This is a genomic window from Streptomyces sp. NPDC044044 (assembly GCF_056434405.1).
In genome coordinates this window covers 1,182,129-1,195,118 of the sequence record NZ_JBWKFG010000001.1, presented here as the reverse complement: position 1 = coordinate 1,195,118, position 12,990 = coordinate 1,182,129, and the positions used below count along the sequence as shown (strand labels likewise).

The following is a 12,990-nucleotide window of genomic DNA, read 5'->3' as shown; positions in this document are numbered from 1 at the left end:
ACGCCCTCCATGTGCTTGTCGGCCGTGATGTCCGCGATCCGGCCCACCGCGTGCCGCGCCGCCTCGACGGCGACCACGAACAGGATCGGGATGACGGCGTGCATGCCCACGCCCAGCGGGTCGGGCCAGGCCGCCGCGCCGTTGAAGGCGATCGTCGCCGCCGTCAGGAGCCACGCCGTCTGGCGCAGCAGCGGGAAGGGGATGCGGATCCAGGTGAGGAGGAGGTCGAGCGCCAGCAGGACGCAGATGCCCGCGTCGATGCCGATCGGGAAGACAGCCGAGAAGCTGCCGAAGCCCTTCTGCTCGGCGAGTTCGCGCACGGCCGCGTACGACCCCGCGAAACCGATGCCGGCGATGACGACCGCACCGGCCACGACCACACCGATCAGGATCTTGTGCGTCCTACCTAAGACAACAGGCACCTCTTGCCGCCCCCACTCACACACGACTCCCCTACCCCGACACGCACACGAGGAAAGCAAATCACATCCGCACACGATTGGTCAGCACCGCAGAATGATTGATTACGCCAACTGCCCACAACAAGGCTTGCCTGTATGGCTGTTAGCGCTGACCCCGAACAGAGCAGCGTGCCCCCTCCGACGATTCTCTGGTCACATTCGAAAAGATGATCTATCTCGTCAAGGTCTCTAAAGCGAGGGGCCGCCAAAGCGAGCAACGCCGCTGTTTGGGGAGGCCACGCCCGCCCAGCCGTAGAGGGAAGCCAGCTCGGAGCACCCACTGCCGCAGTCGCAGAAAACATCGCCGAGGAGATCACTGAAAATGTTGGGCTGTTCTGGTCCTGGATCATGCGGTCCGGGGCCAGTCCGGTGGGTATGCAGGGTGAGTGGACCGGAGTGCCGGTGGGACCTGATGTATGGGAAACCTGCCGGGAGTTGATACCTGAGCGGAGTGTGTTCGCGTTCCGGGCCGAGCAACGGGAGGCACTGTTTTCGGCGGGGATGTTCGAGGACATGTACCGCTCGTCTAACGGGCGATCTACGACGAGCAGAGCGCCCGCGCCGTCGCAGACCGGATCCGCGACTTCCAGGAGGCCATGACCGCGGTCATGCGGGCCTACGCGGAAGCTGCCCGGCCGCTCCTGGAAGAGGTCGGCCAGACGTTCCCGACCATGCGCGAAGCGGGACTCGTCGAGGACGACGGCACGCCAGCCAAGCGCCCGGACCGGCCCGCCTGGCAGTCGCCGTACGGGCCCCCTCCCGCCGCCGCTAGCCATGACGAAGGGGCGCCCTCACAGTCTCCCCAGAGCAGGACGCCCCTCAGGTGCTGATCACCGTACCGCCCCAGCCGCCGCAGGAGCAGCGATGACCACCACCGCCACCCACCTCCGCCCCATCGCGTTGCACTGGCGAGACCTCCACGACGCCCTCGGCGCCCCCACCGTCCACAACGGATTCGGCATCGGACTCCGCGGCCACCTCGTCGCCCTCTACCACCACGACGACGAACAGGCCACGTACGAGCGGCACATGGCCGCACACCTCCGCTCCCAGGAACGCGACCCGATCCAACTCGGCGAACGGCCGGCCCCGTTGCGCATCCCGATCCTCGACACGCGCACTCGTCGACTGTGCCGACGTCACCGCGGCCGAGGTGCAGCGCTCACTCCTGCCCAAGACCTACCCGTCCTCGGACCGCATCCGCCGCGAGCTCCTCGCCATGAAGGACGCCGCCGACCCCCACCGTTGGCGGTACAACGGAGCCCGCTCCGCGCCGAACACCGCACTCTGGCTCCTCGCCCGCATCGAAGGCGCGGGAGGCCCGTTCACCGCTCTCACAGACGAGCAGCGGGCCCACGTCGGCACCGTGGCGGCAGGAGCGTCCGAGCGTGTGGAGCGGGCCCTCGACATCGCCGCGCAGCGTCGCACCTTGGAACGGGCGTGCGGCTGCGGAGGGAAGATCGACATTCACGGCGGCGAGGGCCGACCACCGCTCGCACACTGCACAGGGTGCGAGCGGATCTGGACAGAGACTGGCAGCTTTGCCGCATACCTGTCACCAGTGCCTCCCCTCGATAGCCTCGAAAGCAGGGCGTTCTGGCTATACGGGGAGGGGAAGGCGCATATGGCGGCGGGAACGACTGATCCACCCAGCCCGGGGGGGGCCAACTCCACCTGATGGAGGCTATTTGGGTTGTTGTGGCAATGCGGTCATGCGCATCAGTGTTAGACCGTCGAAGTCAGCAGGCACCCGGCGGCGCGTTCCGGCCGTGCGGATGGCGTATCCCTGTTCGGTGGCAGAGGGGTGGACGAGGACGGCGGCGCCATCGCCGACTGCGTCTGTGACGGCTTTCCAGAGTTCTTCGCGTACGCGGGCAGAGACAGTGCCGACGAAGATGCCGGGGACGACCTCGGTGGTCCAGCGGCTGAGGGCGCCGCGCAGGTAGTCGGGGACGGCTGTGGTGGCGATGACCAGCATGGCGGGCATGTCAGGTGTCCTCCCCGGCGTAGTTGACACCGGCGGGGAGGGTGCCCGTCTGCGGGTCCCACAGGTACACCATGTCGACATCCTGCTGGTCCAGCCGATCCGTGATGTCCGCTCCAGGGGTCAGAAGGGTTTGGAGGTCCTGGACGATACGGGGCAGGAGGCGAACAAGGCGGAGCTCTTCGCGGAACTTGCGGCGGGCTTCTGGCTCGGGATTGTCCGATTGGTGCAGGGAGAAGGCAACCGGCAGGGTGATCTGCGCCTTGTATAGGTCAGCGATGTCGTAGACGAAGGCGTGTTGCTTGCCAGCGTGGACGAAACCGAGTGCGGGTGAGCAGCCAAGGGCAAGGACGGCGGCGTGGACGATGCCGTAGAGGCAGGTGTTGGCAGCGGACAGAGCGAGGTTGACGGGGTCCTGCTCGTGCCACTGGTCGGGGTGGTAGTTGCGGCGAAAGCGGCCGATGCCATGTTGCTGGGCAAGGATGCGGTAGAGGGATTTCATCCGGTGACCCTCCATGCCGCGCAGTTTGGCAAGGTTCACGTTCTCGGGTATGTCGTCGTCGAAGCGCATCGCGTACATGCGGATGGCCACGTCGAGGTGGCGGTCCGGGTCGCTCCAGGCACGCACCTGCTGCTCGAGCCAGTGGGTGGTCAGGGAGTCGGCGAGGATCGCGGCGTAGGCGCGGACGCCTCCCGATCCGGTGCAGAGCACGCTGGTGCCGTGACGGGCTAGGGTCGCCAGCGCTCTGGTGGTGATGGAGACGCCCGGACCCAACAGGAGGCAGGAGAGGGCGGCGGTGGGGATATAGACGGTGTCGGTGTGGTCGTCGTCGACTTGGATCTGAGCGCAGACGCCTGTGTCGTCCTGGACGACGCGGACCATATCGAGGTAGAGGAAGGAGAGGTTGTCGGCGACGCGGGGCAGCATGGCGAGGGTGGGGGCGGCGAGTCGTTTGCGGGCGTCGCCGCCGCGTCCGGGGGCGCTCACCCGCTGTTGGCAGGGGCCAGGCTGAGCAGGCCCGCGCCATAGGACTTGCCGCGTCCGATACCGGTGAGCAGCGCGGTGGCAAGGGCTTCGGGATCGGTGACCGTGGCGGTGCCGTCGTAGCGGATGAGGCTGTGGCGCATGGAGGCGGCGACCGTCGTGCGGGGCCGTACGGGGCGCTGGGGTGTAGGCAGCATGGCGTTGAGGTGCAGGCCAGCTTCGGTGGCGCGGCGGGTCCACCACTGATCTGCTTCTGGCCCGGCCAGCGGCACGATCTTGCCGCATTGGTTCTTCTGGTCCCGTGGCAGGCGTTCGCGCTTGGCGGGGTTGACGGTGATGCGGTAGCGGACGGCAAGTCCGGTGCGCAGGGCAGCAAACAGGGATGTCAAGGTTTTGACCTCGGTGTGGCCGTATCCCGTGGGCAGACGGCTGGGATCGAGGCGTGTGCTGGCCTGGACGAGCAGGGTGCTGTCGTCTTGGGTTTCGTCCAGGCGGAAGAGCAGTCCGGTGTCCTGGCGTGGGGTGGCGCCGAGGGCGTCGGGGACCAGACGCATGAGGGTCTTGTGCATCTGGGTGGCATCGCGCAGATCGCGCTGGACCTCTCGGCTGTGCGGGTTGAGGCGGATGCGGGCAAGGTTCGCGGTGATGTTCATGCGTCCTTCTTGGCGTAGTCGATCAGCCGCTGGTGCAGGGTGGCGTGGTCGCCGTACAGGTCGGCGGGCAACGGCTCGGTGGTGCGGTGAATGCTGCGTTTGCCGTGGCTTCGGTGGTGCTGGGCGAAGCTGACCGGGATGTCGTTGGCGGTGAGGGTGACGGCGTCGTCGGGCAGCTGACGGTGTCGGTAGCGCTCCCAGAGGAAGTCCACCGGGATGTCCGCCCCCTCGAAAGGCGGGGTGTACTCGCTGGCCTTGGGGAGGCTGAGCGGGACGCGTTCCATCAGTTCGCGCACGGGATCCTCCACACGGGCGCGCAGCAGGAACGGCTCGTCGGGCACGCAGGAGCCACGCCCCAAGTAGGGTGCCCAGCAAGGCTGGTGGAGGGCGGCGGCGATGCGGGCGATGTCATCGTCCGGGCCGGTGACGGCGAGGGTGAACACTGCGTCCGACAGGTAGTGGCGCCGGGTGATCACGGCATCACCTTTGTGGTCGCCGCCGCTGGTGGCGGCGGTCAGGTGCTTGGGCTGGCCGCCGCCGACGGTGTGATAGTCGATCATGCGGACGCCGGGGCGGTCGATGCGGATGGTGAACTCCAGGCCGGCGCAGCGGGCCAGCTCTTCGTCGCACGCATCGCGGCTCAGCCCTTGAGCCGCGCAGAACATGCCGATCAGCGCGGAACGTGTGGGGAAGGACGCCGTGTCGCGTACGGGGGTGAACGCCGAGCGCTCACCCCACGATTGCAGAGGTCCGGCCAGCCGCAGCAGCATTCCGCTCACTGCTGCTCCCCCGGCTCGGGCAGCGCGGCTTCGGTGGCCGCCTCGATCAGGTCGGGGAAGGACTCATACGCACTCCCGAGGCCCTCCAGCAGGGGTGCGCTGATGCCGGCGTGGCCGTGGAAGGGCCGGTTGCGGTTGCCTGTCAGGCGGTTGATGTCACTGGCGTAGGCGGCCAGGGCCTGGCGGGAGCGCGCGGAGTAGCCGCCGGCGCGATCGGCAGTGACGGGTGTTTCGAAGGCTGCGGCCAGCGAGATGGGCCGCTGGGTGCGCACGGCGAGGTAGGCGAGGTCGGGAATTGTGTGGGGTGCCGTGCTGTTCTTCTTGGCCTGCGGCAGCGACATCAGGAACTGATCCGCGAAGGACGCCAGAACGGTCCGAGCGGCCTTGAGGTCGCCCTCCAGATTGGTGAGCAGGTCGGTGACGTTGACGGTGGCGAAGCGGTAGAAGACACCTGCGCTGAACTCGGCCGTGTCCAGGTGGCCGCTGCCGGTCTCGCTCTCCCCCAACCAGTCGTCCACTGCCGTGAAGTAGTCCCGCTGGGGTTCGCTGGCGTGGGTGGTGAAGGCGTGGGCGACCTGGGCGGCTCCGTCGACGTTGGCGCCCGGGAGCTCGGCGAGCATGCGGCCGAGCAGGCTGATGGAGGCGGTGCGCCGTTTGAGGATCCCCTCGATGCGGGCGGTGGGCAGCAGCGCGCCGGGGTTCTTCTTGCTCAGTCCCTTCTCCAGCCCATCACGGTGTTCGGAGCACACGGCGGTCAACTCCTCGATGCCGGTCTCCGGCAGGAAGAGCAACACCGAGGTGTGCCCGGCTTTCTCCGTCTTGAGGGGCTTCTTCCCTGCGCTCGCGGCGACTTGGGCGCCGGCGAACTCGGCCAGCTCCGCCGGCCAGCCCTGCCTCTGCAGCGCTTCCTTGACCTTGATCGGCACCAGGCGGGTGCGGGCAGCTCGCTCCCCCAGATCCTGCTCCACGCCGTGGCGGATGACCCGCTTCCAGGACTGGCTGGAGACGCGGATGCGGGAGGCGTTGCCGTAGGTCACGGTCTTCGGCGAGCCAAGATCGTCACGGTTGAGGTTGGCGGCCGGGACCGCCTGAACGGCGCTGAAATCAACGAACAGTGACACTAGTGGTGCTCCTTGGCTGAGTCGTCGAGGTCTTCGAAGGTGCGCGCGCGGAAGTAGCTCTCCAGCCAGCGCGTGGCGATCCGGTCCCGGTCCTGGTTCCACCAGGCCAGGTCATCGAGCAGGACGGCCCAGTCCACGCTCGCCCCGCTGTTGAGCAGGTGCCGGGTCAGCGCGGGTAGTCGCGGGTGGATCGCGTCGCTGCTTTGGCGGGTCATCAGGTGCAGATCGCCCTCGGCCGACGCGGGCTTGAGGGCCTGCTTGTTCACCACGTGGGCCAGCGAGGCTCCCAGGTTGGGCCGCTTCCACCACTCCTGGACGAGCTGGGTATCGGAGGATTCCGCCGCGGCCGCAACGGCGGCTGCATCGGCGTCCCGCGCGCTGCGCGGCCGCCCAGCAATGAGTGCCGCAACCGCGTAGTGTGCCCGCCGGACATCCGCTGGCTGCCCCTCCTGAGGCAGCCGGGGCACGAGGTAACGGTGCAGGTAGTTGCAACGCTCAACGGGCAGGCCGAGCCCGGTACGCAGGTCGGCCTGCGTCTTCTTGTCCCGGCACAGGCCAAGGACATAGCCGACGAAGTCATCGCAGCGTTCGATCCGCTGCTGCTTCGCTGTCTTGGGCGGCGCGGTGGATGAAGTCATCTCACGTCCTCAGTTCGCTGGGAGAGCTGGCGGGAATGAGCGAACGGAGCGTGGCGCGGGCGCGGCTGCGTGCCCGCGCTGTCCGCACATCGGCTCGCGCGGATCCCAGCGCCTCATCGAGCGCGTTCAGCGCGGCCCGCACGAACGGAGCATGAGGCGGGACTTCGCACTGCTCTGGACGGGCCAGCTGCCAGAACACGCCTTCGGCGGCGGGCCAGTAGCGGGCAAGCGCCTGTCCGGCCCACGGCCCCGGCTTCTTGGCATCCAGCCGCACCTTCGCCGACGGGTCATCTCCCGCATCGGTGGTCAGCTTCCAGGCCAGCCGGGCCGCATACTGCAGCCGCCCGCCTACCTCCTCGGCGGCCTGGTGACAGCGGGCCACATGCAAGGCCATCTCCTCGTTGGTGTCCTGCTGCCAGCCCAGGACCGGCGGCGTAGTCGCCTCATACCAGCCGTGGTCCTTCTGCTGCCCGTCCTGGTCAAAGCCGTAGGCGCGTACCCGCAGGGCGGGGCGCAGCGCGCGGGGCAAGTCCTCGAAAATGTAGGGCCGCTTTGCCTGAGGGCTACCCGTCAGCAGTAGCGCGTCCAGGTCCCTCCACAGAGCGCGCTGCCCATCGGCAGGCCGGGCATAGGGGGCACCGCCGGCCTTGGGCATGTCCAGCACCACGTACGGGTCCGGGGTCGCGGGCGGGGGTTGATGGGTGGACCACGTCACATACGCGTCGCTGACCGAGGTGTGGTCGCCGGAGGGCATCAGCAGGGCGGCGTGCCGCGCCCGGCCGGTAAGCAGCCGGCCTGGCCAGCTCAGTGCGGTGGGGGCGGCAGGATCGGGGAGCGGGCCCTCCCACGGGCAGAGGTCCTCGCCAGAGTGGGAAGGCGTATCCAAAGGGGCGGGGACCGCGAGGACCAGCGTGGTGAACAGTTCCGGCGCCCAGACGTGGAACGACACGCTCTTGCGCAGCGGGCCCGCATCGCCGTTTCCCGGCTTGTGGGGGGTGATCCGGCGCGGTGTGCACTGCCCTGAGGGCCCGTAGTACAGCTGCGCGATCAGATGCCACGCTGCCTCCGCAGCCGCAACCGGCACTGGATCGCCGTCGGTGAAGTGACCGAACAGCACCGCCCCGTTGACTCCGGTGGGGCGGCCGAGAACGAGCTTGTTCACACCGGACGGATTGGGCTTCCCCCCGGCATCGACACACTCTGCGACCAGCCGCGGATCCTGGAGAAAGGGCCGCTGAGTGTCGAAGAGGTCGAACCGGCCGACCAGTGCCTCCTGGTCGAAATAGACATCCACCGCCTGCGGATCGAAACGCTTGCGCGCCAGGATCGTCGACCGCAGGGCGAACCAGTCCTCGATGTCGTCGGCGCCTGCCTCGTCGCCTAATCGCACACCACCGTCGTGAGCGATGCGCGCGGTCAGCGCGGCCAGGATGCGCAACAGCCCGGAGGCGGCCGGCGGCACCGGGAGCTCTACATCCTCGATCTCGTGCGCGCGTTGAAAGAGCTCTCGCAAACCCACCCGGACCGACCTCCCGGCCAGGCGGACGGGAATCCACGGTTGATCCCGTAGATCAAACCCCACTAGCCCTCACCCCTCCCCTGCCAGCCCGGCAACGGGCATGGCCATGCACATCGCTTCGCGTGAATAACCTCACTGCGAGAGTCAAACAGGCGCCACTGACAACGGCCCCACTCCGCATGCGTGACTGACAGTTGAGCAGACGTCACCGCCTGCCGTGTCCTAAAACGGGAAGGTGTTCAGCACCTTTCAACGACGCCATTCCAAGCCCAGATTCGGCATAACTCGCGCTAGCCGCAATGTTCTTGGGCTGTAGCCTTCTGCTTGCTGCCACTGCGGATACGGGATGAGCCGCGCCGCACCCCATCATTCCCGGACGAGCCCCAACTCCTCATCCATCCGCAGGCTCTTCCCGCGGACCCGGACCGCCTGGACTAGCCCATCGCGTACCGGCTGAGTGAGGACCACGAGGTCGCCGAGCATGGGATGGTCGGCCCAAGCAGCCGGGGGCCGGTGAGCTTTTTCCTCACCCTGGAACCAGTCCCCCCGCACCGGAATGGTCTTGCCCATCACGTGCCGTACATCATCGATCCCCATCTGACCGCCGGCGGCAGGCACCGGCCACGGGTCGGTGCCTGCCGTGTCGAGGGTGACCGCGCCATCGCGGTGCTCGTAGACGCACAGCAGGCGAACGGAGTCCGCCCCTAGCCGCGTCGCTGCCTCCCACTCGTCCTCAGTGCCATCCAGATGGTGCAGCCACCGCAGTCCCTTGACCCTGCGGGCCTGGGGAATGACGACAGCGCTCCCGGCGGTTCGGTGAGCAAGGCGCTCCCCGGCATAGGCCGACCAGGCCGCAGACTGCTCGGGGTGCTCCCAGTCGAACCGATGTGGGCAGTCCCCGTGTACCTCCTCTACCAGAGCTTGGACCTCACCGGGCACGGAGACGGGCCGCGTCCCCTGCCGTTTAAGCACCTGCGAGGTCTCCATCAGCAGGAACTCCGCATACACCGTCCCCCACTGCTTGGGGACCGCGCCGCCGCCTGCCAGCGGATCCAGAACGACGAGCCGGGGACCGGATGCGGCGGCCCAGGCGGGACGCGGCCGTCCGTCGGGCCGCCCGTGCCGGGCCCACCAGGTCTCGTGGCGCCAGCACCGCCCGGCCCGCTGCAGGAGAAGAGCCAGGGGGGCGAGGTCGCTGATCACCACATCGGCATCGAGGTCGAGCGACTGCTCCACCACCTGTGTAGCCACGATGATCCGGCGCCGCGGCCGCGGTCCGCCACGTCCCATCCCAGAGGTGACGCCCTGTGTCCGCGCCTCTCGCACATCGCCCGGGAACCTAGCGTGCAACAACTGCAAGTCCTCGCCGGCCAAACGCTGCCGCTCAAAGCGGGCTCGGAGCCGGGTGTACGTCGCCTGCGCCTCCCCCACCGTGTTGCACACCACGAGCGCACAGCCGCCCTCCGTGACCACCGGCTCCAGGCAGCGCTCGATGATCTCCAACCGGGCCCGGGCGCCACCGAAGGAGCTGTCCACCACGGGCTCCACCTGAATCTGCAGATCCATGGACCGCTGGGCAGCCTGCTCTGCCTGGCGGACCTTCGACATCTCCACACAGGAGACCGTGCGCTCTGCCGCCCCCTGGGCATCTACGTACAGCCAGCCCGGATAGGGGGCTGTGAACGACTGCCTTTTGAGGTCGGTGGCCCGGTGTCCGGCACCCTGCAGGTATTCCTTGATCAGCCGGTCGCTGACCGAAGCCGGCAGCGTCGCGGACAGCAAGATCACCGGAACCCCGTACGCACCCAGCCAGTTCAGCAACCGTCCGAGCAGCACCTGCATGTACGGGTCGTAGGCGTGCGCCTCATCGACAATGAACGTCTTGCCCGAAAGGGCCAGCAGCCGCAGTGCGTTGTGCCGTACCGGCAGCACCGCCATGAGCGCCTGGTCCACGGTGCCCACCGTGTACTGAGCCAGCAAGGGCCGCTTAGTCCCACGCAGCCACCGGCGTGGCCTCATCCGAGCCTGATCCCGACCCGGGCCACCGCCTGGGCTCTCCTCCCCGTCACAGACCAGCACCCGCGGGCCCTGACGGAGGTCATCGTCCGCGTACGCGCTGCTGAGCCAGGCCATGCTGTGGGTCAGGGTCAGCCCGGCGCCGCTCGCGTTCTGCCGAGCCAGCACTCCGGCGACCCGCGCATGCATCTGATCGCTGGTGGCCATGGTCGGCAGCAGGAACGCAAAGCCCTGTGTCCCAAAGGCGGCAGACAGCACCCGCTCCGCCTCCAGGGCCGCCTCGCTCTTCCCGTCCCCCGGCGCCGCGGTGACCAACAAGACCCCCGCCTTCCTAAGTGCCTCCCGCCGCTCAGGAATGGCAATGGCCAGCTCCTGGGCGATCGATCGCTGCAGCGGATTGGGCTCCCCGTCAATTGCATACGCCGCCGCGAACTCCTTGCGCTCCAGCTCCACCGGCAGCAGGCCAGCTTCCCGCACGAGTTGTGCCGCCTCAGCGCCGACCTCGGCGAAGTGCCGCTCCAGCGGGACATCCAACCGGCGCTGCCGGCGCTTGAGGAAGTCCTCCTGGCTGACCAGCCAATCGGCGAGGATCACCACCCCCGTCACCAGCACCGCCACGGGCGCCTTGAACTGCGCCGGCGGAAGGGGGGTCCGCAGCGCCCTGAACACCGCCGCCGCGTGAGCAGCGCGCTGCCGCACCCACGTTGAGCCGCCCAAGAGAGCCTGATAGTGCGGGGCATCGGTGACGTCGCGCTCCAGACGGTAGAACCGCCCGTGATGCCCCCCGATGATCTCCGCGACCCGGTCGGTCGCCCCTCGTTCGGTCATGCCGTCATCGAACCCGAGCGCCGCAAGCACCGCCGGTGCTGCCACCATGCCGGCCACATCGTGCGCCAGCTTCTCGACCCCGACGTTCCCCGGATCCTGGACGAGTTCCTCGCTCAGGTGTTCACGGCCGCGGGCATCACAGAACTGGAACCCGGATAACTTGCCGATGTCATGCAAGCCCGCACACAACCCCACCAGGGCCCGCGCCCGTTCAAGGTCATCCGCCAGCCCCAGCCCTTCGGCGATGCACCGCCGCTGGCTGTCGGAGAGATAGCGATCCCACAGGCACAAGGCCATCGCCGCAGCATCCAGCAGATGCCGCACCAGCGGATACGGCGGAAGCGACGGATCAAGACCACGCAACTTGGCCCACACCGACTCATCCGGAACCTCACACGACCCACGCGTCATCCCGCAGCCCTCACACCCTCGCCTCGAATCCAGTGCACCCCGACTCAATCAGAGGCCACTGACAAAACCCCCTCACAACCCCTTGTACGGTGAGCACATGGCCCACCGCCGCCCAGCATCCACCTCGGCAAAGAACCTGCAAAGCACCTCTTAAGGTGCAGGTCACAAAGTGTCCTCCCCACCGGCGTGGGGGTGTTCCGACGGGCGGTGCCCTGACGGGACGCTGTACGACGTCCTCCCCACCGGCGTGGGGGTGTTCCGGTCGCGGTCATCATCGCAGCGACCGGGATGATGTCCTCCCCACCGGCGTGGGGGTGTTCCGCGGGTAGAGCTCCCGCGCCTCCTGGACGTGGAGTCCTCCCCACCGGCGTGGGGGTGTTCCGTAGTTGGGGGCGGTGTCGATCCAGCCCGGCGGAGTCCTCCCCACCGGCGTGGGGGTGTTCCGTGGACGTGCCAGCCGTTCTCTCCGTGGGTGACGTCCTCCCCACCGGCGTGGGGGTGTTCCGGCATGCACCGCCTCAAGCGGCGCATGGAACACGTCCTCCCCACCGGCGTGGGGGTGTTCCGCTCAGAGCCTGGCCGAGCACCTGGAGGCCGCCGTCCTCCCCACCGGCGTGGGGGTGTTCCGCTTGCGGGGCTTCTCGCACCCGCAGATGGCCGGTCCTCCCCACCGGCGTGGGGGTGTTCCGGAGGAAGACGACGAGGAAGGCACCGGGCGCGGGTCCTCCCCACCGGCGTGGGGGTGTTCCGGCGAGTGCGTGAACCGCGTGCGGACCGTCCAGGTCCTCCCCACCGGCGTGGGGGTGTTCCGCACCACCCGCCGCCACCCGCGACCACACAGCAGTCCTCCCCACCGGCGTGGGGGTGTTCCGTCCGCCGGGCTGCCCCTTGGAGTCGAGGATGTGTCCTCCCCACCGGCGTGGGGGTGTTCCGGACTTCACGACCGATCGATCCCGTCGTCATAGGTCCTCCCCACCGACGTGGGGGTGTTCCGCAGAAAGCTGGGAATCGGGACCACCTCCGCCCGTCCTCCCCACCGGCGTGGGGGTGTTCCGGGGTGGGCATGGGCGCGAGAGGGTCGGCCGGAGTCCTCCCCACCGGCGTGGGGGTGTTCCGTCGTGGGCAGCGTCCATCTCGAAGAGCACGTCGTCCTCCCCACCGGCGTGGGGGTGTTCCGGCTCCGGCCCCGGTCGCAAGCTCCTCACCGCCGTCCTCCCCACCGGCGTGGGGGTGTTCCGGACGCCCGCCGCATCGGCAGCCTGCCCGCTGAGTCCTCCCCCACCGGCGTGGGGGTGTTCCGGTCGACGAGGCGATCCAGGACGCGCACGAGCCGTCCTCCCCACCGGCGTGGGGGTGTTCCGACCTGATGTGCGGCGTGGACGAGCTCACCGAAGTCCTCCCCACCTGCGTGGGGGTGTTCCGACACTTCCGCTGAACTCTTCAGACACGGTGCACTCCTCCCCACCGGCGTGGGGGTGTTCCGTTGTTGATGCTCGCGGCCTTGGTCATGTCGCTGTCCTCCCCACCGGCGTGGGGGTGTTCCGCCGTCCCCGTCCGCGTCCGTCTCGGACGCACCGTCCTCCCCACCGGCGTGG

General features: G+C 68.5%; 10 protein-coding genes and 1 CRISPR repeat array (1 of these 11 cut by a window edge). All 10 genes read right to left on the bottom strand.

Annotation, left to right across the window (positions count from 1 at the left end; all coding sequences use genetic code 11):
- The coding region (locus tag AC07AG_RS05820) for a DUF2637 domain-containing protein (protein WP_478752133.1) at positions 1–422 on the bottom strand (422 nt) is incomplete at its 3' end.
- 858 nt (positions 423–1,280) lie between these two features.
- A complete protein-coding gene (locus tag AC07AG_RS05815; protein WP_478752131.1) occupies positions 1,281–1,604 on the bottom strand; it encodes a hypothetical protein in 324 nt (107 codons plus the stop codon).
- A gap of 541 nt (positions 1,605–2,145) precedes the next feature.
- Positions 2,146–2,448 carry a type I-E CRISPR-associated endoribonuclease Cas2e gene (gene cas2e, locus AC07AG_RS05810; RefSeq protein WP_478752129.1) on the bottom strand — a complete coding sequence of 101 codons (303 nt, stop codon included), beginning with the start codon at positions 2,446–2,448 and terminating at the stop codon, positions 2,146–2,148.
- Position 2,449: 1 nt separating this feature from the next.
- Positions 2,450–3,373: a type I-E CRISPR-associated endonuclease Cas1e gene (gene cas1e / locus AC07AG_RS05805; RefSeq protein WP_478752254.1), complete on the bottom strand. Its 924-nt coding sequence runs from the start codon at positions 3,371–3,373 to the stop codon at positions 2,450–2,452.
- 56 nt (positions 3,374–3,429) lie between these two features.
- On the bottom strand, positions 3,430–4,083 hold the full coding sequence (gene cas6e / locus AC07AG_RS05800; RefSeq protein ID WP_478752127.1) for a type I-E CRISPR-associated protein Cas6/Cse3/CasE: 654 nt from the start codon (positions 4,081–4,083) through the stop codon (positions 3,430–3,432).
- Positions 4,080–4,853, bottom strand: coding sequence for a type I-E CRISPR-associated protein Cas5/CasD (gene cas5e, locus AC07AG_RS05795; protein ID WP_478752252.1), 774 nt, complete (start codon positions 4,851–4,853; stop codon positions 4,080–4,082). The genes cas6e and cas5e overlap by 4 nt, the downstream gene beginning before the upstream one ends.
- Positions 4,854–4,858: 5 nt before the next feature.
- Positions 4,859–5,983 (bottom strand): type I-E CRISPR-associated protein Cas7/Cse4/CasC, encoded by a 1,125-nt coding sequence (gene cas7e, locus AC07AG_RS05790; protein ID WP_478752125.1) that lies wholly within the window; start codon positions 5,981–5,983, stop codon positions 4,859–4,861.
- Complete coding sequence (casB, locus tag AC07AG_RS05785; protein ID WP_478752123.1) at positions 5,983–6,621, bottom strand: type I-E CRISPR-associated protein Cse2/CasB; 639 nt, start codon at positions 6,619–6,621, stop codon at positions 5,983–5,985. Before casB ends, cas7e begins: the two co-directional genes overlap by 1 nt.
- 1 nt (position 6,622) lies before the next feature.
- Positions 6,623–8,203: a type I-E CRISPR-associated protein Cse1/CasA gene (gene casA, locus AC07AG_RS05780; RefSeq protein ID WP_478752121.1), complete on the bottom strand. Its 1,581-nt coding sequence runs from the start codon at positions 8,201–8,203 to the stop codon at positions 6,623–6,625.
- A 303-nt stretch (positions 8,204–8,506) separates the two neighbouring features.
- Entirely contained in the window at positions 8,507–11,359 is a 2,853-nt protein-coding gene (cas3, locus tag AC07AG_RS05775) for a CRISPR-associated helicase Cas3' (protein WP_478752119.1), read from the bottom strand.
- A gap of 207 nt (positions 11,360–11,566) precedes the next feature.
- A CRISPR array of direct repeats spans positions 11,567–12,990; the repeat unit is 29 nt; unit sequence GTCCTCCCCACCGGCGTGGGGGTGTTCCG (it continues 1,593 nt past the right edge of the window).